We start from the raw sequence: 25,229 nt of genomic DNA on the forward strand, positions 1-25,229 counted from the left end.
CGTGTCACGCGGGCCTGCCGGGCGCTACATGCCACGGCCTCACCCAATGGTACGGGGCCGCGGGGGCAGGGGCTTGCCGGGCCGTGTCCGGGGGCCGGGAAGGCCGGGTCAGGACGAGGGGCTCGCCGACCGCGGCGCGCCCTCGGCGCCCTTCTTCAGGAAGCCCATGTCCTCGTAGACGGGGGTGCCGAAACCGAAGGCGCCGGCGTTGACGAGGTTCTTGCGGGCGGCGGTCAGCTGGGGGCGCTGATAGAGGGGGATGGAGCCCGCCGCCGCCCAGATCCGCGAGTCGGCCTTGCGCAGCAGGTCGCGGGCCTCGTCCTCGTCCAGCGTGCCCAGGGCCTGGTCGAAGAGCTGGTCGACCTGGTCGGTGCCGACCCGGGTGTAGTTCTGCGCGACGTTCAGGGAGCCGTCGGCGGCCGGCACGGGCTTGGCGTAGATGGGGCGGGCGTCGGTGGCGGGGAAGGCGGTGGTCGGCCAGGAGTAGAGCGCCAGGTCGTACTCGCCGGAGGCGATGTGGTCCTTGAAGTAGCTCTCGTCGGAGACCTTGGTGATGTCGGTGGTGATGCCGACCTTCTTCAGCATGGCCGAGATGCGGTCCGCCACGGTGCGCAGCGCCTCGGAGCCGGGGCCGGAGGGGAGCACGAAGCGCAGGGTGAGGGCCTTGCCGTCCTTGGCCAGCGGCTTCACCGCCCGGCCGGCCGGGGCGGCGGTTCCCTTGGGGGCGTAGGCGCCGGGGGCGCCGCCCTGGGCGGTGTTCTTCCCGCTCCGGTGCCGCTCGCCGCTCTCCCGGTCGGTGTCGTCGTTCTTGTCGTCCTCGCCGACGATGTAGGTGCCGTCGTCGCCCTCGGTCTTCTCGTCCTTGTCCTTCTCGCCGTCCTCGCTCTTCTCTCCCTCGGCGCCGGCCGCCTTCTCCCCCTTCTCCCGCTCGTCCACGGGCCCGCCGGGCACCCACCCGGCGTCCGCGAGGAGGGCGCGGGCTTCCTTGGCGTCCGGTCCGCCGAGCGCTCCGCTGTTGTCGGCGTAGGCGGGCTGGCCGGCCAGGGCGAGGTGGCTGCCCACGGGCTCGGCCGGCAGGCCCAGCGGCTTCAGCACCGCCTTGGCCAGGGCTTTCCGGTCCAGGGCGCGGGCGACGGCGCGGCGGACGCGCTCGTCGGCGAGGGGGCCGTCGGCGCCGTTGAGGGCGAGCTGGGTGTAGGCGGGCTCGAGCGACTTGCGGAGCTCGAATCCCCGCAGGGCCTCCTGCCGGCGCTGGTACTTCTCCGCGGCCTCGCGGCGCTCCTCGCGGGCGAGGGTCTCCTCGTCGGCGGCCTCCTCGTCGGAGCCGTTGGCGACGGCCCAGGAGCGCAGGTCGTCCGCGGCGGACCGCTTGCCGTCGGGCCCGGGCAGCGGCGTGCCGCCCGCGGCCGGGCTGCCGCTCGCACCCATGACCGGGGCGCTGCTCCCCGTGTCCCGGGGGCCTGAGGCCAGCGCGACCTGCTCGGCGGTCTCGGGGTCGATCTCGGCGAGGTCGACCTTGCCGCCGGTGAGCGCGGAGACCCGCTCGTCGCGCGGCACGGCGCGCAGCACGATCTCGGAGAGCTTGGGCTGGGTGCCCCACCAGCGGGGGTTGCGGGTGAGGACGACCTCGTCGGCCTTGGTGTCGACCTTCTTCAGCGAGAAGGGCCCGGCGGTGACCTTGAGCTTGCGCCGGGCCCCGTCGTTGAAGGAGTCCGGGGTGCCCATGACGTCCTTCGGGTACAGCGGCGTGAACAGCGACCGCCAGTCGGCGTAGGGCCGGCTGAAGGTGACCTTGACCTCGAGGTTCCCCTTGCCGCGCTCGATCTTCTCGATCCGGTCGTAGCCGGCGTTGCGGGCGGTCCAGTAGGCGCTGTCCTTGCCGGACAGGGCGCGCCACTGGGCGGCGAAGTCGGCGGCCCCGATCTCCCGGCCGTCGCTCCACACGGCCTGCTGGTTGAGCTTGTAGAGCACGACCTGCTTGGGCTCGGTGTCGACGACCTTCGCGGACTCCAGGTAGTCGGGGTTGCGCACCGGGCGGCCGGTCGCGTCCATCCGGTACATCGAGGGCAGCACGGCCTGGGCGACGCGGGTCGTGGTGGCGTCGGCGTCCGACTGGAAGGTGTTCAGGGTGTCCGGCACGGAGTCCACGGCCCAGTGCAGGGTGCCGCCGTCGGCGATGCGGGCGCGGGAGGCGAGGGCGATGTCCTGTCCGGCGAGGGGCTTGCCGGAGGGGTCCTCGGAGCTGCATCCGGCCAGCGCGGGGAGCGCGAGCACACCCGCGGTGAGGAAGGCGACCGAGCGCATGACCGCGCGGGGTCCGACGCCGACGTGGGACATCTCTGCTACCTCCGGTGGGCCGCGGGGCTGGTGATCACGTCCACGGTGATCACGTCCACGGTGATCGCTTTTGCGGTATTTGGAGTTGATCATTTGTATCCGTGCGGTATGCGGCCACTGAAGAGGAAACGGTTCGGCGAGGCGGGGAGACACGGCGGCGGCGGTACGCAAGCCCACCCGTGCGGCGGAACGCACCGCATCGCGCACCTGTACGCCCCGGCCAATCCGTGCACGTGCCTTCCCAGCGGAAGGTGTGACGCGCGACACTCGCAGGCGCATGAACGTCGCCGTCCAGGGCCGGCCGGGTGCCGGCCCGATGGAAGTGAGGTCACGTCATGTCCGTGCACGACGACCTGTCATCCCTCCAGCGCTGCCTCGACGACCTGTCCCGCTCGGTGAGCCGGCTGGCACAGCAGCTCGGCGGCGACGGACTGGAGATGCGCCGGGTCCGCACCGACGCCGACCACCTGCGGGAGAGCGTCGCGCTGCTGCGGGCGGCGGCCGCCTCCCCCGCCGCGGCCAAGCGGCCCGACCTCGTCCCGATCCCCGACACGCCGTACGACGGCTCCCTGTGGACGGACTCGGACGACGAGGGCCTCGGCGCCCGCGACCGCCGCGCCCCCTGACCCCGACCCGGAGCCGCACCGTGGCCACTGGAACGGAACCACCCGACACGGACCCCCGATCCCGCGGCGGCGTCCGCTCACCGGCCCGCGCCGCCATCCGCGCCCCGCACCTGCGCACCGACCGCTGGTGGCTGGCGCCGGCCGCCACCGTCGCCGGGCTGCTGGCCTTCATCGCCTACTCGACCTGGCGGGCCTTCGCGAACGCCGACTACTACGCGGCGCCGTACGTCTCGCCCTTCTACTCCCCGTGCCTCGCGGAGAACTGCGAGCCGATGCGTTCCGGTCCCAACGGGGAGCTGTTCGGCTCCTGGTGGGGCCTGTCCCCCGCGATCCTCATCCTGGTCTTCCCGCTCGGCTTCCGCCTGACCTGCTACTACTACCGGAAGGCCTACTACCGGGGCTTCTGGGCGTCTCCGCCGGCCTGCGCGGTGGCCGAGCCGCACGGGACGTACACCGGCGAGACCCGCTTCCCGCTGATCCTGCAGAACGTCCACCGGTACTTCTTCTACGCGGCGCTCCCGGTCGCCGGCATCCTCACCTACGACACGGTGCTCGCCTTCCGCGACGAGCACTACGCCTGGGGCCACATGGGGCTCGGCACCCTGGTGTTCCTCGCCAACATCGTGCTGATCTGGGCGTACACCCTCTCCTGCCACTCCTGCCGGCACATCGTCGGCGGCAAGCTCCGGCACTTCTCCCGGCATCCCGTGCGCTACCGCGCGTGGCGTCTGGCCGGCAGGCTCAACGCCCGGCACATGGCCCTCGCCTGGGCGTCTCTGGTGAGCGTGGCGCTCGCCGACTTCTACGTGTATCTCGTCGCGTCCGGTGCCTTCGACGATCCGAGGTTGTTCTGATGTCCGTGGTCGACCGGCAGGAGTGGGACGTCGTCGTGGTGGGCGCGGGCGGCGCCGGGCTGCGCGCCGCGATCGAGGCCCGGGAGCGGGGCGCCCGTACGGCCGTGATCTGCAAGTCGCTGTTCGGCAAGGCGCACACCGTGATGGCCGAGGGCGGCATCACGGCCGCCATGGGCAACGTCAACCCGGGCGACGACTGGCAGGTCCACTTCCGCGACACCATGCGCGGCGGCAAGTTCCTCAACCAGTGGCGGATGGCCGAGCTCCACGCCCAGGAGGCCCCGCAGCGGGTGTGGGAGCTGGAGACCTGGGGCGCGCTGTTCGACCGGACGAAGGACGGCCGGATCTCGCAGCGCAACTTCGGCGGCCACGAGTACCCGCGCCTCGCGCACGTCGGCGACCGCACCGGTCTGGAGCTGATCCGTACGCTCCAACAGAAGATCGTCTCCCTCCAGCAGGAGGACTTCCGGGAGACCGGCGACCACGAGTCCCGGCTGAGGGTGTTCCAGGAGTGCACGGTCACCCGTGTGCTCAAGGAGGGCCGGGAGGTCTCGGGCGTCTTCGGCTACGAGCGCGAGAGCGGCCGCTTCTTCGTCCTCCAGGCGCCCTCGGTGGTGATCGCCACGGGCGGCATCGGCAAGTCCTTCAAGGTGACGTCGAACTCGTGGGAGTACACCAGCGACGGTCACGCGCTGGCGCTGCTGGCCGGGGCGCCGCTGCTGAACATGGAGTTCGTGCAGTTCCACCCGACGGGCATGGTCTGGCCGCCGTCGGTCAAGGGCATCCTCGTCACCGAGTCGGTGCGCGGCGACGGCGGGGTGCTCAGGAACGCGGACGGCAAGCGGTTCATGTTCGACTACGTCCCCGACGTCTTCAAGGAGAAGTACGCCGAGTCGGGGGAGGAGGCCGACCGCTGGTACGACGACCCGGACCACCACCGGCGGCCGCCCGAGCTCCTCCCCCGCGACGAGGTCGCCCGCGCGATCAACGCCGAGGTGAAGGAGGGCCGGGGCTCCCCGCACGGCGGGGTCTTCCTGGACGTGTCGACGCGGATGCCGGCCGACGTGATCCGGCGCCGGCTGCCGTCCATGTACCACCAGTTCAAGGAGCTGGCCGACGTCGACATCACGACCGAGGCGATGGAGGTCGGGCCCACGTGCCACTACGTGATGGGCGGCATCGCCGTCGACTCCGACACCGCCGCCGCGCGCGGGGTGCCGGGACTGTACGCGGCCGGTGAGGTGGCCGGCGGCATGCACGGCTCCAACCGGCTCGGCGGCAACTCGCTGTCCGACCTGCTGGTGTTCGGGCGCCGGGCGGGCCGGCACGCGGCCGGCCACGCGGCGGACCGGGAGCCCGGTGCACGGCCCCGGGTGGACGACGACCAGGTCGCGGCGGCCGCCGCGGAGGCGCTGCGGCCGTTCTCCGCCGAGACGGAGGAACCCGACGAGGGTCCGCCGGAGAACCCTTACACCCTGCACCAGGAACTCCAGCAGACCATGAACGACCTGGTCGGCATCATCCGCCGCGAACCGGAGATGAAGCAGGCCCTGGAGAAGCTGGCCGAGCTGCGGATACGGGCCCGGCGGGCCGGTGTGGAGGGGCACCGGCAGTTCAATCCGGGCTGGCACCTCGCCCTGGACCTGCGCAACATGCTGCTGGTCAGCGAGTGCGTGGCGCGGGCGGCGCTGGAACGCACCGAGTCGCGCGGCGGGCACACCCGCGAGGACCGTCCGTCGATGGACCGGCGGTGGCGTGCGGTCAACCTGCTGTGCTCGCTGGCCGACCCGACCGGCGGCCTGGCGGCGACGGACCCGGAGCACGGCCAGATCAGCCTGGAACGGGAGACCACCGAGCCGATCCGCCCCGACCTGCTCGCCCTCTTCGAGAAGGAGGAGCTGGTCAAGTACCTCGCCGAGGAGGAGCTGACCGAATGAGCGGCTACGAGGCCCGGTTCGAGGTGTGGCGGGGCGACGCCGAGGGCGGTGGACTGGAGGACTTCCGTGTCGAGGTGAACGAGGGCGAGGTGGTCCTCGACATCATCCACCGCATCCAGGCCACCCAGGCCCCCGATCTCGCCGTGCGCTGGAACTGCAAGGCCGGCAAGTGCGGTTCGTGCTCGGCGGAGGTCAACGGGCGTCCGCGGCTGATGTGCATGACCCGCATGTCGGTCTTCGGCCGCGAGGAGACGGTCACCGTCACCCCGCTGCGGGCCTTCCCCGTCGTCCGGGACCTGGTGACGGACGTCGGCTTCAACTACGCGAAGGCCCGCGAGGTCCCGGCGTTCGTCCCGCCCGCCGGCCTGGGGCCGGGCGAGTACCGGATGATGCAGGAGGACGTGGACCGCTCGCAGGAGTTCCGCAAGTGCATCGAGTGCTTCCTGTGCCAGGACACCTGTCACGTCGTCCGCGACCACGAGGAGAACAAGCCGGCCTTCGCCGGTCCGCGCTTCCTCATGCGGGTCGCCGAGCTGGACATGCACCCGCTGGACGCGGCGCCGGAGACCGGCCTGGACCGGGGACGCACGGCCCAGGACGAGCACGGTCTCGGCTACTGCAACATCACCAAGTGCTGCACGGAGGTCTGCCCCGAGGGCATCCGGATCACGGACAACGCGCTGATCCCGTTGAAGGAGCGGGTCGTGGACCGCAAGTACGACCCGCTGGTGTGGCTCGGTTCGAAGATCAGGCGCCGGTCGTCCTGACCCGCGGCCGGGGCCGCGGCTAGCGGACCCAGCCCTCGCGGTACGCCGTCCAGTCCTCCTCCGTCGCGGCGAAGTCGATGTAAGCGGCGACACCGAAACGTTCGCGGTCGGCGTCCGTGCGGGACAGTCCCAGGCGGACCCCGCGGACGGCGGCGGAGACGGTCTCGGCGTGATTCCAGTGGCCGAAACGGTTCTCGTGGTAGAAGGGCAGGCCCATCAGCAGATGGGTGGTGGGCGGTGTGACCTCCAGGGCGAGGGAGGTCTGCTGGGCGACGTAGCCGCCGTACAGGCTCTCCAGGGGCTGCATGGTGTCGTACGACATGACGGCGATCTGGTCGACGCGGCGGGCGACCTGGCCGAAGAACTCCTGCGACCACCACTTGGGGTGCCCCGCGACCGTGCCCCAGAAGGAGTGGAAGCCCGGGAGCGGGTCGATCTGGTGGGCGGCCACCGAGAGCTGCGCGCCCTCGGTCCGGGTCACGGCGTGCAGGTCGTCCAGGAGGGACAGGTAGTTCCGGTCGCCGGAGTGGAGCGGCTCCAGGTCGAGGTGGACCCCGTCGTAGCCGACGTCCAGGACCTGGCGGGCCGAGCGTACGACCGCGGCCCGGGTGGCGGCCTTCTCCAGCCGCATGCCGTCGGGGCTCTCGGTGGCGAGGACGTCGCCCAGGAAGGCCTGGACGCGGACGCCGGGCATCTCCCGGTGCACCGCCTCGGTCAGCCAGCGCGCCCGCGGATACAGCGACTTGGGCAGCGTGCCGTCGTGCTCCATCGGGCCGGTGTGGACGTAGAGGTCGCGGATGCCGGTGGTCTTCAGGCTGCGGGCGAGCGCGGTGAGGTCCGTGTCGGTCTTGCGGCCGTCGACCCAGGCGTGGCCGAGCCAGATCGCGTCGCGGTTGCGGGTGTGGGTGCCGTCGGCGGGGTCGCCCATGTAGTTGACGCGGAGGGCGGCCTCGGCGGTGAGGAGGGGGATCAGCAGGACGAGGAGGACGGTGAGGGCGATGCGGCGGGTACGGCGGAGCCGCTTCTTCCTCCGTGGGGGCTGATCGGCGTCCGCGGCTGCCCGATCGGCTGCCGCTTCGGCTGCGGGACCGGCAACCGGCTCAGCTGACGGACCGGCCTTCGGGTCGGCTGTCGGCTCGGCCTTCGGTTCAGGTGCCGGGTCGGCTGTCGGCTCGGCCTTCGGTTCAGGTGCCGGGTCGGCTGTCGGCTCGGCCTTCCGCTCGGTGTCTCTGCGGTCCGTGTCCTCCACGGTGTCCCCTCCCTGTGGCCGTCCCCGGTCGCGGTGGCCTGTTCCGGCGCATACGCTCCGAGCGTGTTGCCACCGGGGACGACTCGAACCGGTGTTCCGGTTGCGGTCAGGGGTGTGTCGTGATGATCTCCGCCGACCTGGTGCCGCCCCTGGTCACGGCCGGGGCGGCGCTGCTGCTCGCCGGATACGGCAGGATGCGCCGCATCCGGCGGGCCCGCACCCGTACGACGCCGGGGCGGGTCAGAAGAGGCTCAGCAGGGCCTCCGCCGGGTCGGTCAGCTGGGTCTCGTCGCCCGGCAGGGGCAGCTCGAACCACACCGTCTTCCCGCGCGGCGTACGGCGTGAGCCCCAGGCCGCGCTGAGCAGGCCGACCAGTTGCAGACCGCGGCCGCCCTCGTCGGTGTCGCGGGCGCGGCGCCGGCGTGGCTGGACCAGGCCGGAGTCCCAGACCTCGCAGACCAGGGTGCGGTCGAGCAGGAGGCGGAGCCTGATCTCGCCCTCGCCGTACCGCAGCGCGTTGGTGACCAGCTCGCTCACCAGCAGCTCGGTGGTGTCGACCAGGTCTTCCATGTCCCAGCTGAGCAGTTGCGCGCGGGCGTACTCGCGGGCCCGGCCGACGCTGCGCGGCTCGCGCGGCAGGGTCCAGTCGCCGACGGACTCGGCGGGCAGTCCCTGGACTCGGGCCATCAGCAGGGCGATGTCGTCCTCGCCGTGGTGGCTGCCGAGGGTGTCGAGAACCTGGTCGCACACGTCCTCGAGGGGACGGGCGGGATCGGTGAGCGCGCCGACGAAGGCCTGGAGGCCCTCGTCCAGCGGGTGGTCGCGGCTTTCGACCAGTCCATCCGTGTAGAGCGCGAGCAGGGCGCCCTCAGGCAGTTCGACCTCCACCTCCTCGAAGGGCTCGCCGCCGACGCCGAGCGGCAGGCCCGGCGGCACGTCCAGCATCAGCGCGCTCTCGCCGGGCTCGACCAGGACGGGCGGCAGGTGGCCGGCGTTGGCGAAGGTGCAGCGCCGGGTCACCGAGTCATAGACGGCGTAGACGCAGGTCGCGAGGTAGACCTCGGACAGGTCGGCCTCGCGGGGCCGCCGCGCGGCCCGCGTCGCCTGCTGCACGCCTCCTGGGGCGCCCAGGCCGCGGGCGATCTCGTCCAGGTGGGAGAGCACCTCGGCCGGTTCGAGGTCGAGTTGTGCCAGCGTCCGTACGGCGGTGCGCAGTTCGCCCATCGCGACGGCGGCGCGCAGGCCGCGGCCCATGACGTCGCCGACGACCAGGGCGGTTCGGTGGCCGGGGAGTTCGATGACGTCGAACCAGTCGCCGCCGACCTCGCTGGGCCGGCCGGTGGCCGCGCTGCCGGGGAGATAGCGGCAGGCGATGTCGAGTCCGGAGGCCTCGGGGTCGCCGGGCGGCAGCAGGGAGCGCTGGAGGATCAGCGCGCGTTCGTGCTCGCGCCGGTAGAGGCGGGCGTTGTCGATGCAGACGGCGGCCCGCGCCGCCAGTTCGACGGCGAGACCGCGGTCGCGGTCCCCGAACGGTTCGCTGCCCTTGGTGCGGGCGAACTGCGCGAGTCCCACGACGGTGTCGTGGGCGACCATGGGGACGGCGAGCGTGGACTGCACGAGACCGCCGTCCTCGGCGGGCACGGTGCGCGGGCGTGCCGTGCGCAGGGCGTCCGCGCAGGGCGAGTTGAACGGATAGTGGTGGACGGCGCCGAGCTTGACCCGTTCGCCGCCGTCGTGGAAGGGCGCGTCGGAGACGGCGCTGGAGAAGGCCACGCGGCGCAGTTCGGCGCTGCCGTCGGCGAGGCCGGGCGGGGTTTCGTCGCCGGCCAGCAGGCCCTGGTAGAGGTCGACGGTGGCCAGGTCGCAGAATCCGGGCACGACGACGTCGAGGAGTTCGCGGGCGGTGGTCTCCAGGTCGAGGGAGTTGCCGATGCGGGCGCCGGCGTCGTTGAGGAGGGCGAGGTTGCGCCGGGCGGCGGCGGCCTCGCGGGCGGCGGCGCGGCGGGCGGTGATGTCGGTGCCGAGCCAGGCGACGCCGATGGGCCGGCCCGAACCGCTGTGCACCCGGTAGAGGTTGACGGACCAGTGGCGGCGCTCGTCGGACCCGGGCACGAAGCCCGTGACGTGCATGTCGGTGATGGACTCGCCGGTCTCCAGCACCCGGCGCAGGGTGGCGGAGACCCGGTCGGCCTCGGCGCGCGACAGATAGTCGTGGACGCCCTTGCCGCGGTGGGTGTCGGGCGTGCCGCCGAAGACGGAGGCGAACCGCTGGTTGGCGCGGCGCACCCGCAGTTCGGGGTCGATCAGCAGGAAGCCGAACGGAGACTGGCCGAAAATGGCCTGCGAGGCGGCGAGGTCGGTCTCGATGGTGCGCAGGGTGCGGACGTCGACGACGATGCAGACGGCGGCCTTCTCGCCGTCCTCCGTGCGCGTCGGCATGACGTACACCTCGGCGAGGCCGCGCGGCCCGCGGCGCTCGCGTCCGCCGTCCTCGGTGCGCACGGCCGGTGCGCGGAAGGGGACCACGCCGGTCCACTCGCGTCCGTCGAGGATCTCCGCCATCTTGCGCTGGCCCCGGGCCCGCAGGTCGGGGTCGATGAACGTCTCGATGGGGTCGGTGCCGACGGCCTGTTCGGCGGGGATGCCGAGGAGTTGCTCGGCGCGCAGGCTCCACTGGTCGACGAGGCCGTCGGGGCCGATGGAGAAGGACGCGACCTTGATGTAGTCGTACATGGAGCCGGGCGGGCTGCTCTGCCACACCGCGTCACCGGACGAGCCGCCGGACGGGCCGCCGCCGTGACCGGTGCCCGTCGCGGCCCGGGCCGCGCCCGTGGCACCCGCGGCGCCGGCCCCGGCACGGTCCGACGGACCCTCGGACTCCGTGGCCCTCGCTGGTATCTCGCTCACGCGAACCGTCCCCTCCAGCTCACCGCACCCGGCACCGGTCACCGGGAGCGGCTGCCCGCAGTATCCAGCACTACGGCGCCGCACAACACGGTGTTCACGATCACAGCACGGTCCCGATGCTTTTCGGTCCGGACCGTGACAACACTTCCAGTCTTCTAACCAGCGGACACGGCATCGAATCACGTACGCCGACAACTGCCACTGGCCTGAACCGGTCGGCGGTCGGGACGCTACCGGATGCGGGGGCGTCCCGGCGCGGCCGCCGGTCCCTCATCGGGGCACCGCGAGTTCGAACCAGACCGTCTTGCCGTTCCCGCCGGGCCGGGTACCCCAGCGGCGGGCGGAGGAGGCCACCAGCTGGAGCCCTCGGCCGTCCTCGTCCTCGGGGCGGGCGGCACGCCGGCGGGGCGGGTCCGGGATCGGGTCGGAGACCTCCACGAGCAGGACGCCGTCAAGGCCTTCGGGCCCGTCGGGGCGGAGGACGAGACGGACCCCGATAGGGCCGGTCGCGTGCCGCAGGGCGTTGGTGACCAGCTCGCTGACCAGCAGGGTCGTGATGTCGTCGACGCTGTCGAGATTCCATGCGCGCAGCCGGTCGCGCACGAGGGAGCGCGCGGTCCGCACGGAGCCCGGCTCTCCCGGGAAGACCCATTCGACTTCGGCGCAGTCGTCTTCGGGGTCGGTCACGCCGATCACTTCCCAGGCCGGCAACCCCACTCTGTCCGGTTTCGTGGGATTAATCGACTTATACCCGTTATCAGGGTTCCGGTACCGTCCGTGAGGACACCGGTGGCCTCGCAGGCGCGTTGAAGCACCGGCGGCGTGCGGGTCACCGGCGCCTGCTCCTTCACGCGCCCGGCGCGCCCTTCGCCTCCGGCGCCAGGTGCGCGAGCGCCCGCTCGACGGCCGGTACGTCCTGGTCGAGCCAGGGCACGTCCCAGATCTCGGCGGGGGCCAGCCAGCGCAGGGTGTCGTGGTCCTCGAGGGGTTCGGGAGCGGCGGAGCCGGGCAGCAGGCGGGCGGTCCACACCTGGAGGACGTAAGGGGGTCTGAGCGGCCACTGGCCCGGGACGCGCTCGCCCGCCTCGGCGGACACGCCGAGTTCCTCGCGCAGCTCGCGCACGAGGGCCGCCTCGGGCGTCTCGCCCGCTTCGACCTTGCCGCCGGGCAGTTCCCACCGTCCGGCCAGCTCGGCCGGTGCGCTGCGCCGCGCGGCGAGCAGGCGCCCGCCGTCGAGCAGCGCGGCGCCCACCACGATCCGTTCCGTCATACAGGGGAGCCTAGTTGTCCGGCGGGGTGAGTTTCTCGACCCAGTAGAGCTGTTTGTGGCCGCGGCCGTCGAGCGTGTCCGCGATCTCCTGCGCCTCGGCCCGGGTCGCGTACCGGCCCACGCGGTAGCGATTGCCGTTGTCGTCCTGGCGGAAGACCAGCCAGGGAAGAGTGACCGTGCTGTCGTTCATCGCGCCCCTCCGCTTCCCACCCGCGGCACCCCGCACGCCCCGCACGTCGAGGAAACCGCAATCCGCATATGCCCGAGCCTACGCCTAACCTTTACGCAGCGAATACGGCTTTTCACAAAGAGGTACGCAACCAGCCAGAACGCAGGGGGCGCACGATGCCGGATGCGCCGTCGCGCGACACCGGTGCTTCCGGTCCCGGGAGTATCCGGCGCGGCGGAGGCGACCTGCGGGAACGACGAGAGCGTCACCGTGCGGGGTGGTGGCGCGGGGTGCGGGGCACGGTGCGGACGCGGGCGAGGGGGCGCGAGAGGCGCACGGAGGCGTGCGCCATCTCACAGGGCGGCGTGTCCGGTCGACGGCGGACGGGGCCCGGCTCGGTGGGCGGGGGCCCTGTTCGAGGGGCGGGTGGCCGTACCCGGGTGCCCCAGGCCCTACTTGACGGGCAGGTGGTACGCCACCCGGTACCGGTCGGCCGGGACGACCACGTCGGCCGTCTCGACCGCGCGGCCCGATGCGTAGAAGGTGCGCTGGACGACCAGCACCACGTGTCCGGGGACGCCGCCCAGGGCGAGCAGCTCCTCGGCGAGGCCGGGGCGGGCGCCGACCTCCTCGGTGACGTTGTCCACGACGACGTCGATGGCGGCCATCCGCTCGACGACGCCCATGCCGCCCAAGGGACCCTCCTCGGGCAGCATCACGGGCGTGCGGCCGGTGAGGTCGAGCGGCTCCCAGGAGGTGGAGAGCATCATCGCCTCGCCACCCTCCCGGAAGACGTAACGCGTGCACATCACCCGGTCCCCGGCCTTGATCCCGAGCCGCTCGGCGACGGCGCCGCTCGCCTCGGTCTGTTCACTGCGGGACTCCCAGGTGCCGCGGGAGCCCGCGTCGGCCTGCTCCTGCCGGAACGGCGTGGCCCCGCCGGCCGGCCGGTACCCGGAGCGGGCGATGCGCCGGGGCACGGGCCGCTCGCGCACATAGGTGCCGGAACCCGAGCGACCCTCGACCAGCCCTTCGGCCATGAGCACCTTGCGCGCCTCCAGGGCGACGGTGTCCGAGACGCCGTACTCCTCGCGGATCCGGGCCTGGGAGGGGAGGCGGGTGTGCGGCGCCAGCAGGCCGTCGACGATCTTCTTGCGGAGATCACCCGCGACACGCAGGTACGCCGGCTGCTCACCGAATGTCACTGGCCGCTCCCATCAGGTTGTACAGACAGCAACAGCGTGGCAACCGTAGGTTGTACCAGGCAAGCGAAGGCCAGAGATTCACCCGAAGTGATGACGTGTGCCGTCGGAGGGCTTCACGCAGGCACTTTCTCCCCGCTGTGGACGCCCTCACACCTCCATGCCGGTGCCGTCTCCCCCGTCGCCGCCGTCCTCGACGTACTCCGGAGGCGACGTGGACAGCCCCAGGGCCTTGCGTGCGGTGACCGTCGAGTCGGCCTCGATGAGGTCGAAGGCCTTGTCGTAGTGCTCGTAGTAGGTGTCGACGTCGGTGGCCTTCGCCGCGAGGCCCCACTCCTTCTGGGCCTCGTCGAGGTCGGTGAGCAGGCCGGCGACCTCCTGCTCGGACTCGGCGGGCCAGCTGCGGCCGCGCAGCATCCCGGTCTCCCGGACCAGCGCCTCGGAGACCTGCCCGGCCCAGACCCCGTACGCCGGGAAGTCCTCCTCGACGGTCTCGGCCTCGGGCATCTCGTCCATGGCCCGGTTGAGGACGCCCTCCGCCGCGAGGTAGGCGTACTGGTGCGGGTCGAGCGTCATGGCGTCCTTGCGCAGCGAACCGGTCAGCGTGCCGCTCTCGTCCGTGTTGCCGAACAGGCAGGTGATCTCGCGGTCGCCCATGCGCCAGCTCTGCCGGGTCGGCGTCAGGTAGTAGACGTCGACGTCGGCGGGCAGGGCCCAACGGTCCATGGCGTAGGCGTCCTGGAGCGCGTAGCACCGGTCGTCGGCGGACCGGGTGATCTCGTCGTCGCCGGGGTAGGAGCCGCCGGGCAGGTCGAAGGCGGCGAAGACCTCGCCGTCGTGCTCCTGGTCGCAGGGCACGACGTCGACGTCGTAGGCGACCCCTTGCAGAGCCCCGTCGGGCGTGGTGAAGCACTGCCCCTCGGAGAGGGCGTACGCGGTGCCCTCGCCCCGGGCGGCATCCCGGAAGCCCTGCCAGAAGTCGGCGGCGGCGCCCGTGGAGAGCGAGACCACCCACAGGGCGAGTCCCACGGAGGAGAGCACGGAACCGGCCACGGCGAGCCCCTTGCCCCGCTCGCCCTTCCGCCGGATCTGGCGCAGGGCGATCAGGCCCAGCACGAGTCCGGCCGCCGGGACGAAACAGAGCAGGCCGAGGACGAGCGCGGCGATGGCCACGCCGTTGACGGGCGCCTGCCGCGGGAACGCCCCGTAGGGCCCGCCCCAGACCGGCTGGGGCTGCTGCGGGGCGTACTGCCCCTGGGAGAACGGCCCTTGGGGGTACGGCCCCTGGGGTCCGGGGGGCGGCGGTATGGACACGGGTGCCGTGCTCCTGATCCATGCGGCAGCGCGAGGGCTCCGCGGGGTGAGAGCGGCCGTCCGGAACGTTCGGCCGCGTGACTGACCGCATGGTAAGCGCGCGCGGGGCGGAGCCGGTACGCGAATACCGGCAGGCGGGAGGACCGGGGGGCCGCCCCTCCCGGCCCCGGCCCGTGTGCGGCTCAGTCGTCGAAGCCGGTGGCCCTGGTCTGCTTCTCCCAGGCCATGACGTCCGCCCGGACCTGGTCCAGGTGACCGAGGACCGCGCCGACCCCGTCGTCGCCGAGCGGCAGCCGCAGCGGAGTGTCGTCGGCGGCCAGGGCGGCGAGGACGAGCGCCGCCGCCTTGGCCGGGTCGCCGGGCTGGCTGCCGTCACCGCCGGTGACGAGCCCGCGGGTCTCACTCACCTTCGCGTAGACGCCGCTGTCGGCGCTGAGCCCGGCCGCGCCGCTCGCGAACAGGCCGGTGCGGAAGGCGCCCGGCTCCACGATCAGCACCTTGATGCCGAACTCCCGCACCTCGTCCGCGAGCCCCTCGCTCATGCCCTCCAGCGCGAACTTCGTCCCGCTGTAGGCCGAGAAGCCCGCGAAGGACATCTGGCCGCCCATACTGCTCATCTGCACGATCGCGCCCGAGCGCCGCTCGCGCATGTGCGGCAGCACGGCCCGCGTCAAGGCGGCCGGCCCGAAGACGTGCACGTCGAACAGGGCCCGCAGCTCGTCCTCGCCCGTCTCCTCGAAGGCGCCGACGTGGGTGCGGCCCGCGTTGTTGACCAGCACGTCGATCCGCCCGTGCCGCGCCACCACGTCCCCCACGGCGGCCTCCGCGGCGGCCGTGTCGGCGACGTCCAGGCGCAGGGCCTCCATCTGGTCGGGGTGCGCGGCCACCAGGTCGTCGAGCCCCTCGGGCCGCCGTGCCGCACCGACGACCACGTCACCCTCGGCGAGGGCCGCCTCGGCGATCGCCCGCCCGAAGCCGCTGCTCGCGCCCGTGATCAGCCACACCTTGTTCATTCCGGCTCGCTCCCTCGTCTTCCCGCTTCTTCATCGGCCGTCAACCACCCTGCCGGGAAAGGCGGTTGCCGGTCCAAGACCCACGGTGATAACCAACGGGCATGACGACGGACGTGCATGTGCGGGAGCTGCGGTACTTCGCGGCGGTGGCCGAGGAACTGCACTTCACCCGGGCGGCCGAGCGGCTGTACGTCTCCCAGCCGGCGCTGAGCAAGCAGATCCGGGCGCTGGAGAGGCGGTTGGGCGCCGAACTGTTCCGGCGCGAGCCGCGCGGCGTGACGCTGACCGACGCGGGCACCGCGCTGCTGCCGTACGCCCGGCGGATGCTGGCGGACTGGACCGAGGGCGCGGAGGCGGTGCGGGCGGCGCAGGCGGCCCGGCGCGGCACCCTGGTGGTCGGCATGAGCACCAGCCCCGGACGCGGCGGCCTGCTGCCGGCGATCCGCTCCCGCTTCACCGCGGCCCACCCCGAGGCGTCGCCCCGGCTGCGGCAGCTGGGCTGGCACGACCCGACGGCGGGCCTGGCCGACGGCACCGCCGACGTCGCCTTCGTGTGGCTGCCGCTGCCCGAGGCCGAGCGGTACGCCTGGACCGTGGTCGCCGAGGAGCCCCGTCTGGTCGCCCTCCCCGACACCCATCCGCTCGCGGCCCGCGCCGAGGTCGACTTCGCGGACCTGGCCGACGAGCCGTTCCTCGCCCTGCCGCCGGAGGCGGGCGTCCTGCGGGACTTCTGGCTGGCGCTGGACGAGCGGCGCGCCCTGGACGAACGGCGCGGACCGGCGGGCGCCGGCCGGGCGCCGCGCATCGGCGCGGAGATCGCCGGCACGGAGGAGACCTACGAGGCGCTCGTCGCCGGCCTCGGCGTCTGTCTCGTCGCCACCGGCAACGCCCCGCTGATCACCCTGGGCGGCGTCACCACCCGCCCGGTGCGCGGGCTGAGTCCCAGCCGCTACGCGCTCGCCTGGCGCCGTCAGGACGCGGGGCGCCCGCTGGTGCGGGGGTATGCGGAGGCGTGCCGTCAGGTGGCCGGACGGAAGCGCGGCACCCTCGCCCGCACCCCTACCGAGACCACTGCCGAGGGAGCCGCCTGATGGGACACCCGCCGGACCGCTGCCCCACCGTCGCGGAGGCCGCCGACGCCACGCGCCGGCTGGTCTCCCGGTTCCCCAGAACCGCCCGTCTGCGCCGGATCGGGACGTCCCGTCAGGGCCGCCCGCTCGAGATGCTGTCCGTCGGCCACGGACCGCGCCACGTGCTGGTGGTCGCCCGGCCGCACCCGGACGAGCCGGTCGGCGGCGCGACGGCGCTCGCGCTCGCGGAGCGGGTGGCGCGCGGGGACGTACCGTCCCCGGCGACCGACCCGGCCGTGGTCACCTGGGACGTCGTGCTGTGCCTGGACCCGGACGGCGCCGCGCTGAGCGAGGGGATCGAAGAGGCGACGGGCGGTCCCGCCCCCACCCTGGCGCGCTACTACCGCGCCGCGTTCCGCCCGGTCGCCGAGGAGCAGCCGGAATGGGCACCGATCGCCTCGCGGCAACTCCCGGAGAGCCAGGCGCTGTTCGACGTGATCGACGAGCACCGCCCCTTCCTGCAGTGCTCTCTGCACAACGTCGACGCCGGAGGCAGCTGGGTCCAGCTGACCCGCGGCCTGCCCGGCCTCGCCGCCCCCTTCCAAACCTCCGCCCACGAGGCCGGGATCCCGGTCCAGCACGGCACGTACGACGCCCTGTACTGGGAGAACCCCTGCCCCGGCGTGTACGTCCTGCCCCCGCCGGACAGCACCGCCCGGCTGGCGGCGGGGTCCGAGAACATCGGCCGGTCGACCTGGTGCGCCCCTCAGCGGTACGGCGGTGTCACGGCGATCGTGGAGGTGCCGATGTGGGCGACCGACCTGGCCGACGACCTCACCCCGCACCAGGGGGCCGCCGACGTGCTGCGCGGCCTGTCCGCGCTGGTGCGGGAGGACGGACGGCGGGTGACCGCCCTCCTCGGCAAGGCGCGGGGGTTCCTGCCGCCGGCCGGGGACAGCGCGCCCCTGCGCGTGCTGGAGTGGATGGCCGACGACCTCTACGACCTGGTCGCCGACTCCTGGGGGCCACTCGCCCGGCAGGCGGCCGAGGCGACCGGCCCCGGGGATCCGCGGCAGCTGACGGCGGCCCGGGTCGCCGCCCTGGACGTCGTGGCCCGCCGCCAGCCGCTGCGCGCGGCGGGGCTGCTGCTGCGCCTGCTGGACGAGGCGGCCGACCCCGCCGCCCCGGACCTGCACCGCGAGCTGGCGGGGCTCTTCACCACGTGGTGCGCGGAGTTCGAACGGGCCCTGCGGCTGCGTCCGGTGCCCGTACGGCGCCAGGTGGAGCACCAGGCCCGCACCGTCGTGGCGGCGGCCGAGGCCGCGCTGGCGGAGGCGGCCTGACGGGGTTCACGCGGGCCCGCGCGGTGTCACCCGGCCAGTGCCGCCTTGATGTCGGCCAGGACGCGCACGCCGGCTGACGATGCTGGAGATGGGCGACGACACCGCGAGCGCCCTCGGGGTGCCGCCGGAGCGCAGCCGTCTGGTGCTGCTGAGCGCGGGCACCGGCCTCGCCGCCATGGCGGTGGCCGCGGCGGCCCGATCCCGTTCCTGTCGCTGGCCGCACCGCAGTTGGCGCGCCGCCCGACCCGGACCCCCGGCCCCAACCTGCTGCCGGCCGCCTGGATGGGGCGCCCTGCTGGTCACCACGGCCGACCTGGTGACCCAGCGGGTGACCGGTTCGGCCCTGATGCCGTACGTCGCCTCACCCACTCCCTCAGTGTGTCAAACGAGTAGGAAAAGCGGCCCCGGCTCACCCCTCGCACCGCGCGCAGAAGGGACGAAGGGCCCGGCTCCGAAGAGCCGGACCCTCGCTTGCCTGGACGTCAGCCCTTACACGTTGAAACGGAACTCCACCACGTCCCCGTCCTGCATCACATACTCCTTGCCCTCCATGCGCGCCTTGCCCTTCGCGCGGGCCTCCGCCACCGAGCCCGTGGCGACCAGGTCCTCGAAGGAGATGACCTCGGCCTTGATGAAGCCCTTCTGGAAGTCGGTGTGGATGACTCCCGCGGCCTCGGGGGCCGTGGCGCCCTTCTTGATGGTCCAGGCGCGGGATTCCTTCGGGCCGGCCGTCAGGTAGGTCTGGAGGCCCAGGGTGCGGAAGCCGACGTGGGCGAGGGTGGCGAGGCCGGGCTCGTCCTGGCCGACGGACTGGAGGAGCTCCAGGGCCTCGTCCTCCTCCAGCTCGGCGAGGTCCGCCTCGAGCTTGGCGTTGAGGAAGATGGCCTCGGCCGGGGCGACCAGCGCGCGCTGCTCGTTCTTGAAGTCCTCGTCGGTCAGCTCCTCCTCGTCGACGTTGAAGACGTAGAGGAAGGGCTTGGTGGTGAGCAGGTGCAGGTCGTGCAGCAGCTCCTCGTTGCCGGAGCCCTGGACGATGCCCGCGGAGAACAGCGTGTCGCCCTTCTCCAGGATCTCCTTGGCCTCCTCGACGGCCTTGACCTTCGGGGCGACGTCCTTCTTGATGCGCGACTCCTTCTGGAGGCGCGGGAGGACCTTCTCGATGGTCTGGAGGTCGGCGAGGATCAGCTCGGTGTTGATCGTCTCGATGTCGTCCTTGGGCGAGACCTTGCCGTCGACGTGGACGACGTTCTCGTCCTTGAAGGCGCGGATGACCTGGCAGATCGCGTCGGACTCACGGATGTTCGCCAGGAACTTGTTGCCCAGGCCCTCGCCCTCGCTCGCGCCGCGCACGATGCCCGCGATGTCCACGAAGTCGACCGTCGCCGGGAGGATCTTCTCGGAGGAGAAGATCTCGGCCAGCTTCGTCAGGCGCGGGTCCGGGACGCCCACGACGCCGACGTTGGGCTCGATCGTGGCGAACGGGTAGTTGGCCGCGAGCACGTCGTTCTTGGTCAGGGCGTTGAACAGGGTCGACTTGCCGACATTCGGCAGACCGACGATTCCGATCGTGAGCGACACGTTGCGACTTCCCGTACGTGAGGATGCGGAGGGCGGGGCAGGCCAGACTGGGCCGATCCACCAGTCTACGGGGTGTCCGGTAACGGCCGTGCCGGGCGTCGAACGCTTGGCCACCCATCGCCCCACGGCGTGTCTGTCGGGCTATTCGGCACATTAACCGACCTAAGTTGGTCCAGTGGAGCAACACGGGACGCGACCTGCGCAGTACGGACCGCGACGAGGCCGGACGCCGTTGCCCCCGCAGGGGCGGGGTGCCGGCGGCGGGACGGCGAGACCGCCGGTCCGGCCCGGGGCGGGTGCGGGCGGCGCGCCGCGCCGGCCGCCGGCGGCCGGGTCCCGGCCCGGGGTCAGGGCACCGGCGCCGCTGCCGCTGCGGGTCCTGCGGCGGGTGCGCGCGACGCCCAATCCCCGGCTGACCGGGCTGGGCAGCGGTCTGTTCTGCGCGGCGGTGATGGTCGCGCTCGGGTTCCTCGACGAGCTGCTGGCCGGCGGGTCCCTGACGGTGTACGGCGTGCTGTTCCTGCCGGTGTGCGTGCTCACGGCGTGCTGGGTGCGCAGGGGCGACCTGGTGATCGCGCCCGTCGTCGCGCCGATCTCCTTCGCCGCGGGCCTGCTGACCGTCGCCGAGCGCGGGGACGGCGCCGGCGGGCGGCTGATGGGGCTGGTGACCGCCCTGGCCACCGAGGCCGGCTGGCTGTACGGCGGGACGCTCGCCGCCGGGGTCATCGTGCTCGTCCGTCGTGTCCGGCTGGTCCGCCGCCGGGCCGCCGCCGCCCGCAGCCGGCCCACCCCGTGACGGACGTGACGGACGTGACGGGCATGAGCGTGGGCGTGGGCGTGAGCGCGGGGCCCACCGTCGCGCCCTGACGGGCGACGAGCAGGGCACCCGGCATCCGCCGGGCCGGCGCCCCCGCACTCGTCCGCTCAGCCCGCCGCCCGCATCGCCGCCCCCACGATGCCCGCGTTGTTCTGCAGCTGCGCCGGGACGATCTCCGCCCGGATGCCCTCGAGGTAGGGCAGGAACTTGTGGGACTTGCGGCTGACCCCGCCGCCGATGATGAACAGCTCGGGCGAGAACAGCATCTCCACATGGGCGAGGTACTTCCGCACCCGGTGGGCCCACTGCTCCCACGACAGGTCGTGGTCGTCCTTGACCTTGCTGGAGGCCCGCTTCTCCGCGTCGTGGCCGTCCAGCTCCAGGTGGCCCAGCTCGCTGTTGGGGACCAGGACGCCTTCGGTGAAGACGGCGCTGCCGATGCCCGTGCCGAAGGTGAGCAGGACGACCGTGCCCCGCCGGCCGCGCCCGGCGCCGAAGTGCATCTCGGCCACGCCGGCCGCGTCCGCGTCGTTGACGACCGTGACGTCCAGTCCGCCGAGCCGCTCGCCGAACAGGGCGCGGGCGTCCGTGTCCACCCAGCTCTTGTCGACGTTGGCCGCCGTGCGGACCGTGGCGCCGCCGGTGACGACGCCGGGGAAGGTGAGCCCGACCGGGCCGGTCCAGCCGAAGTGGTCGACGACCTGCTTCACCCCGTCGGCCACCCCGTCCGGGGTCGCCGGGTGCGGGGTGAGCACCTTGCGGCGCTCCTGGGCCAGGTCACCCCTGTCGAGGTCCACAGGGGCGCCCTTGATCCCGGATCCGCCGATGTCCACGCCGAAGATCTGCATGGCTCCACGTTACGACGGGCCACCGACAGTCACGTGGACACGGGAACGGTGATCCCGCCGGTCGCGTCCCCGCCGTACCCTGCCGGTCACGCCTGCGTCGTACCGGAGCCGCCCCGCTCGGCCACCAGTGCGGCGGCCTCCTCGCGCAGGTCGCGGCGGAGCTCCTTGGGCAGCGAGAAGGTGATCGACTCCTCGGCGGCCTTGACGATCTCGACGTCCTCGAAGCCGCGCGACGCCAGCCACTCCAGGACCTGCTCGACCAGGATGTCGGGGACGGAGGCGCCGGAGGTGACGCCGACGGTGGTCACGCCCTCCAGCCAGGCCTCGTCGATCTCGTCGGCGAAGTCCACCAGGTAGGAGGCGCGCGCGCCGGCCTGCTTGGCGACCTCGACCAGGCGCTTGGAGTTGGAGGACTTGGTGGAGCCGACGACGATCACCAGGTCGGCCTGGGCGCCCATCTGCTTCACCGCCAGCTGGCGGTTCTGCGTGGCGTAGCAGATGTCGTCGCTCGGCGGGGAGACGAGCTGCGGGAACTTCTCCTTCAGCGCGTCGACGGTCTCCATCGTCTCGTCGACGGACAGCGTGGTCTGGGAGAGCCAGACCACCTTCGACGGGTCGCGGACCTCCACCTTGGCGACGTCCTCGGGGCCGTCGACGAGCTGGATGTGGTCGGGGGCCTCGCCGGAGGTGCCGATGACCTCCTCGTGGCCCTCGTGGCCGATCAGGAGGATGTCGTAGTCGTCGTTGGCGAAGCGGACGGCTTCCTTGTGCACCTTGGTGACGAGGGGGCAGGTGGCGTCGATGGTGGCGAGCTGCCCGCGCTCGGCCTCCTCGTGGACGACGGGGGCCACGCCGTGCGCGGAGAACATGACGATGTTCCCGGGCGGGACCTCGTCCGTCTGCTCGACGAAGACGGCGCCCTTCTTCTCGAGGGTCTGGACGACGTACTTGTTGTGGACGATCTCGTGCCGGACGTAGACGGGGGCCCCGTACTGCTCCAGGGCCTTCTCGACGGCGATCACGGCACGGTCCACACCCGCGCAGTAACCACGGGGGGCGGCGAGCAGGACACGGCGGCCAGGCGAAGCGGTCATGGCACCCATCGTAAGGCCGCGTTCGGCGGGTCAGAGATCGCGTGGGCGCGGCATCGCCGGAGACACTGACGGGGACGTCCCGAGGCACAGTCCGATGCACTGGCGGAGGCACGATGTCGGAGTCCGGTACGACGGCCCCCGCGGCCGGTGGGGAACACGAGCTGAGGCGCAGCCTGGGCTTCAGGGACCTGGTGGTCTACGGGCTGCTGTTCATCGCGCCCATGGCGCCGGTCGGCGTCTTCGGCACGCTGGACGCCAAGTCGCACGGTGCGGTGGCGCTCGTCTACGTCGTCGCCACGGTGGCGATGGCGTTCACCGCCTTCAGCTACGCCCAGATGGTGCGGGTGGTCCCCCAGGCGGGGTCGGTGTTCGCGTACGCGCGCGTGGGGCTCGGAGACGGGGCCGGTTTCATCGCCGGGTGGATGGCGATGCTGGACTACGTCCTCATCCCGGCGGTGGCGTACCTGTTCTCCGGCATCGCCATGGAGGCGCTGGTCCCGGAGGTGTCGCGGTGGGTGTGGACGGCGCTCGCGGTGGTCGTCACGACGGCGCTGAACCTGTGGGGCGTGCGGGCGGCGGCCCGGGTGGGCTTCCTGGTGCTGGCGATGGAGATCGTGGTGCTGCTGGTGTTCGTGGCGGCGGCGATCGTGGTCCTCGCGCAGGACGGGACGGAGCGGGACTGGCTGTCGCCGTTGTCCGGGGACGGGACGCAGGGGGCGTTCGCGCTGTCGGCGGTGGTCGGCGCGGTGTCGGTGGCGGTGCTGTCGTATCTGGGCTTCGACGCGATCGCGACGTTCGCGGAGGAGGTCACGGGCGGTTCGGAGAAGGTGGCCCGGGCGCTGTTGTTCTGTCTGGCGCTGGCGGGTGTGCTGTTCGTGGCGCAGACGTATCTGGTGGCGCTGCTCGAGCCGGTGACGTCGGCGCGGCTGGCGGCGGATCCGGGGCGGCAGGGGTCGGCGTTCTACGACGCGGTGGACGCGTCCGTGGGGACGTGGCTGCACGATCTGGTGGCGGTGAGCAAGGCGATCGGCGCGGCGTTCGCGGCGCTGGCCGGGCAGGCGGCGGCGGGGCGGCTGCTGTTCGCGATGGGCCGCGACCGGCGGCTGCCGGGGGCGCTGTCGCGCACGGACGCCGGGGTGCCGCGGGTGGCGCTGCTGGTCGCGGCCGTGATCACGATGGTGGCGGCGGTGTGGGCGGCACGGCGGGACGACGGTCTCGACCATCTGGTGTCGGTGGTCGACGTCGGCGCGCTGACCGCGTTCACGCTGCTGCACGCGAGCGTGGTGGGCTGGTTCGCCGTCCGGCGCCGCGGGGGTCCGGTGAGCTGGTGGCGCCATGTGCTGGTGCCGGTGCTCGGCGCGGCCATCACGGTGGCGGTGATCGTGGAGGCCTCGGGGACGGCGCAGGTGGTGGGGGCGGTCTGGCTGGTGATCGGGCTGGTGGTCCTTGCCGTGCAGGGGCCGCGGCGGGGTCCGGTCGGGGCGTGAGGCCCTCCGGAGCGTGGCCTTCCCGGCGGGCGCGGGGATGTGAGGCCCTGCGGGGCACCGCCCGCCCGGTGGGCGCGGGGGTGTGTCAGGGCGGGGAGCGTTGTCGTACCCGGCCGTTACGCTCGGGCGCATGGCTGCGAACACGTCACCCGAAGCTCCCCTGCCCGTCGGCGAGGTGTCACGGCTGATCGGGGGCTGGATCGACCGGCTCGGCGCGGTGTGGGTCGAGGGGCAGATCACGCAGCTGTCGCGGCGGCCGGGCGCGGGGGTGGTGTTCCTGACGCTGCGCGACCCGTCGTACGACATCTCCGTGAGCGTGACCTGCTACCGCCAGGTGTTCGACGCGGTGGCGGACGTGGTCGGCGAGGGTGCCCGCGTGGTCGTGCACGCGAAGCCGGAGTGGTACGCGCCGCGTGGGCAGTTGTCGTTGCGGGCGGCCGAGATCAAGCCGGTGGGGGTCGGCGAGCTGCTGGCGCGGCTGGAGCAGCTGAAGAAGTCCCTCGCGCGCGAGGGGCTGTTCGCGCCGGAGCGCAAGAAGCCGCTGCCCTTTCTGCCGCAGCTGATCGGCCTGGTCTGCGGGCGGGCCTCCGCGGCCGAGCGGGACGTGCTGGAGAACGCCCGGCACCGCTGGCCCGCCGTCCGCTTCGAGGTGCGCAACGTGCCCGTGCAGGGCGTGCACGCCGTGCCGCAGGTGGTGCAGGCGGTGAAGGAGCTGGACGCGAGGGACGACGTGGACGTCATCGTCGTCGCGCGCGGCGGGGGCAGCGTGGAGGACCTGCTGCCGTTCTCCGACGAGCAGCTGGTCCGGGCCGTCGCCGCCTGCCGTACGCCGGTCGTCTCGGCGATCGGGCACGAGCCGGACAGTCCGCTGCTGGACCTCGTCGCCGACCTGCGGGCCTCCACGCCGACCGACGCCGCGAAGAAGGTCGTGCCGGACGTCGGAGAGGAGTACGAGCGGGTTCGGCAGCTGCGGGACCGCGCGCGGCGGTGCGTGGCGGCGTTCGTCGACCGCGAGGAGCGGGGGCTGGCCCATGCGCTGGCCCGGCCGTCGATACAGGACCCGCACCGGATGATCGACGAGCGGGCCGAGCAGGTGGCGGCGCTGCTGGAGCGGGGCCGTCGCTCCCTGCGGCACCAGCTGGACCGGGCGGACTCCGAGCTGACGCACACGCACGCGCGCGTGGTGGCCCTCTCCCCGGCCGCGACCCTCGAGCGGGGGTACGCGGTGCTGCAGCGGGCCGACGGCCACGCGGTGCGGGACCCGGGCGAGGTGGAGCCGGGCGAGACGCTGCGCGCCCGCGTCTCCGAAGGCGATTTCTCCGTACGAGTCGACGCATAGGGTGGGTG

General features: G+C 72.9%; 21 protein-coding genes and 1 pseudogene. 10 read left to right on the forward strand and 12 right to left on the reverse strand.

The genetic code is table 11. From position 1 onward, the window contains the following. Positions 1-108: 108 nt before the first annotated feature. Positions 109-2,337, reverse strand: coding sequence for an ABC transporter family substrate-binding protein (locus AB0E77_RS00440; RefSeq protein ID WP_361563410.1), 2,229 nt, complete (start codon positions 2,335-2,337; stop codon positions 109-111). 335 nt (positions 2,338-2,672) lie between these two features. On the opposite strand from AB0E77_RS00440, the gene AB0E77_RS00445 reads away from it, so the two are divergent. The 4 genes from AB0E77_RS00445 to AB0E77_RS00460 are packed head-to-tail and all read left to right on the forward strand — an operon-like array spanning position 2,673 to position 6,521. Continuing rightward, on the forward strand, positions 2,673-2,963 hold the full coding sequence (locus tag AB0E77_RS00445; protein WP_361563413.1) for a hypothetical protein: 291 nt from the start codon (positions 2,673-2,675) through the stop codon (positions 2,961-2,963). Positions 2,964-2,983: 20 nt separating this feature from the next. Continuing rightward, positions 2,984-3,817 (forward strand): hypothetical protein, encoded by an 834-nt coding sequence (locus AB0E77_RS00450; RefSeq protein ID WP_361563416.1) that lies wholly within the window; start codon positions 2,984-2,986, stop codon positions 3,815-3,817. Next, the gene (locus AB0E77_RS00455; RefSeq protein WP_361563418.1) at positions 3,817-5,754 is read left to right on the forward strand and encodes a fumarate reductase/succinate dehydrogenase flavoprotein subunit; all 1,938 of its coding nucleotides are present in this window, start codon (positions 3,817-3,819) and stop codon (positions 5,752-5,754) included. The genes AB0E77_RS00450 and AB0E77_RS00455 overlap by 1 nt, the downstream gene beginning before the upstream one ends. Continuing rightward, complete coding sequence (locus AB0E77_RS00460; protein ID WP_361563421.1) at positions 5,751-6,521, forward strand: succinate dehydrogenase/fumarate reductase iron-sulfur subunit; 771 nt, start codon at positions 5,751-5,753, stop codon at positions 6,519-6,521. The genes AB0E77_RS00455 and AB0E77_RS00460 overlap by 4 nt, the downstream gene beginning before the upstream one ends. A 19-nt stretch (positions 6,522-6,540) precedes the next feature. On the opposite strand, the gene AB0E77_RS00465 is transcribed toward AB0E77_RS00460, so the two are convergent. The 8 genes from AB0E77_RS00465 to AB0E77_RS00500 all read right to left on the reverse strand — a co-directional run bounded on the left by AB0E77_RS00465 (position 6,541) and on the right by AB0E77_RS00500 (position 15,645). Then, positions 6,541-7,770 (reverse strand): glycosyl hydrolase family 18 protein, encoded by a 1,230-nt coding sequence (locus tag AB0E77_RS00465; protein ID WP_361563424.1) that lies wholly within the window; start codon positions 7,768-7,770, stop codon positions 6,541-6,543. A 240-nt stretch (positions 7,771-8,010) separates the two neighbouring features. Continuing rightward, positions 8,011-10,677 carry a SpoIIE family protein phosphatase gene (locus tag AB0E77_RS00470; RefSeq protein ID WP_361563426.1) on the reverse strand — a complete coding sequence of 889 codons (2,667 nt, stop codon included), beginning with the start codon at positions 10,675-10,677 and terminating at the stop codon, positions 8,011-8,013. A 270-nt stretch (positions 10,678-10,947) separates the two neighbouring features. Continuing rightward, positions 10,948-11,394, reverse strand: coding sequence for an ATP-binding protein (locus tag AB0E77_RS00475; RefSeq protein WP_361563429.1), 447 nt, complete (start codon positions 11,392-11,394; stop codon positions 10,948-10,950). 130 nt (positions 11,395-11,524) lie between these two features. After that, entirely contained in the window at positions 11,525-11,947 is a 423-nt protein-coding gene (locus tag AB0E77_RS00480) for a (deoxy)nucleoside triphosphate pyrophosphohydrolase (RefSeq protein ID WP_361563432.1), read from the reverse strand. 10 nt (positions 11,948-11,957) lie between these two features. After that, complete coding sequence (locus AB0E77_RS00485) at positions 11,958-12,137, reverse strand: SPOR domain-containing protein (RefSeq protein ID WP_361563435.1); 180 nt, start codon at positions 12,135-12,137, stop codon at positions 11,958-11,960. Positions 12,138-12,568: 431 nt separating this feature from the next. After that, positions 12,569-13,321: a GntR family transcriptional regulator gene (locus AB0E77_RS00490; protein WP_361563438.1), complete on the reverse strand. Its 753-nt coding sequence runs from the start codon at positions 13,319-13,321 to the stop codon at positions 12,569-12,571. Positions 13,322-13,468: 147 nt separating this feature from the next. Continuing rightward, positions 13,469-14,632 (reverse strand): DUF4190 domain-containing protein, encoded by a 1,164-nt coding sequence (locus tag AB0E77_RS00495; protein WP_361563441.1) that lies wholly within the window; start codon positions 14,630-14,632, stop codon positions 13,469-13,471. Positions 14,633-14,814: 182 nt separating this feature from the next. Further along, positions 14,815-15,645: an oxidoreductase gene (locus AB0E77_RS00500; protein WP_361563444.1), complete on the reverse strand. Its 831-nt coding sequence runs from the start codon at positions 15,643-15,645 to the stop codon at positions 14,815-14,817. A 101-nt stretch (positions 15,646-15,746) separates the two neighbouring features. Between AB0E77_RS00500 and AB0E77_RS00505 the strand changes: the two genes are divergently transcribed. From AB0E77_RS00505 to AB0E77_RS00515, 3 genes and pseudogenes are all read left to right on the forward strand, one after another. Then, complete coding sequence (locus AB0E77_RS00505; RefSeq protein ID WP_361563447.1) at positions 15,747-16,736, forward strand: LysR family transcriptional regulator; 990 nt, start codon at positions 15,747-15,749, stop codon at positions 16,734-16,736. Further along, positions 16,736-18,058 carry a M14 family zinc carboxypeptidase gene (locus AB0E77_RS00510; protein WP_361563450.1) on the forward strand — a complete coding sequence of 441 codons (1,323 nt, stop codon included), beginning with the start codon at positions 16,736-16,738 and terminating at the stop codon, positions 18,056-18,058. Before AB0E77_RS00505 ends, AB0E77_RS00510 begins: the two co-directional genes overlap by 1 nt. A gap of 64 nt (positions 18,059-18,122) precedes the next feature. Next, a pseudogene (locus tag AB0E77_RS00515) lies at positions 18,123-18,410 on the forward strand (iron chelate uptake ABC transporter family permease subunit); the annotation flags it as partial. Between the two features lie 137 nt (positions 18,411-18,547). On the opposite strand, the gene ychF reads toward AB0E77_RS00515, so the two are convergent. Further along, positions 18,548-19,636 carry a redox-regulated ATPase YchF gene (gene ychF, locus AB0E77_RS00520; protein ID WP_361563453.1) on the reverse strand — a complete coding sequence of 363 codons (1,089 nt, stop codon included), beginning with the start codon at positions 19,634-19,636 and terminating at the stop codon, positions 18,548-18,550. A gap of 175 nt (positions 19,637-19,811) precedes the next feature. On the opposite strand from ychF, the gene AB0E77_RS00525 reads away from it, so the two are divergent. Continuing rightward, entirely contained in the window at positions 19,812-20,432 is a 621-nt protein-coding gene (locus AB0E77_RS00525; RefSeq protein WP_361563456.1) for a DUF6542 domain-containing protein, read from the forward strand. Positions 20,433-20,560: 128 nt separating this feature from the next. Here the strand turns inward: AB0E77_RS00525 and ppgK are convergent, their stop codons facing one another. Both ppgK and AB0E77_RS00535 read right to left on the reverse strand, forming a co-directional pair. Beyond that, positions 20,561-21,301 carry a polyphosphate--glucose phosphotransferase gene (ppgK, locus tag AB0E77_RS00530; RefSeq protein WP_361563459.1) on the reverse strand — a complete coding sequence of 247 codons (741 nt, stop codon included), beginning with the start codon at positions 21,299-21,301 and terminating at the stop codon, positions 20,561-20,563. Positions 21,302-21,387: 86 nt separating this feature from the next. Next, positions 21,388-22,404: a 4-hydroxy-3-methylbut-2-enyl diphosphate reductase gene (locus tag AB0E77_RS00535; protein ID WP_361563462.1), complete on the reverse strand. Its 1,017-nt coding sequence runs from the start codon at positions 22,402-22,404 to the stop codon at positions 21,388-21,390. A gap of 104 nt (positions 22,405-22,508) precedes the next feature. On the opposite strand from AB0E77_RS00535, the gene AB0E77_RS00540 reads away from it, so the two are divergent. Both AB0E77_RS00540 and xseA read left to right on the forward strand, forming a co-directional pair. Next, positions 22,509-23,882: an APC family permease gene (locus AB0E77_RS00540; RefSeq protein WP_361563464.1), complete on the forward strand. Its 1,374-nt coding sequence runs from the start codon at positions 22,509-22,511 to the stop codon at positions 23,880-23,882. A 130-nt stretch (positions 23,883-24,012) separates the two neighbouring features. Continuing rightward, positions 24,013-25,221: an exodeoxyribonuclease VII large subunit gene (xseA, locus tag AB0E77_RS00545; protein WP_361563466.1), complete on the forward strand. Its 1,209-nt coding sequence runs from the start codon at positions 24,013-24,015 to the stop codon at positions 25,219-25,221. The last annotated feature ends 8 nt before the right edge of the window (positions 25,222-25,229 follow it).

Source organism: Streptomyces sp. NPDC032940 (assembly GCF_040636935.1).
In the GTDB taxonomy this organism is placed as follows: Bacteria; Actinomycetota; Actinomycetes; order Streptomycetales; family Streptomycetaceae; genus Streptomyces.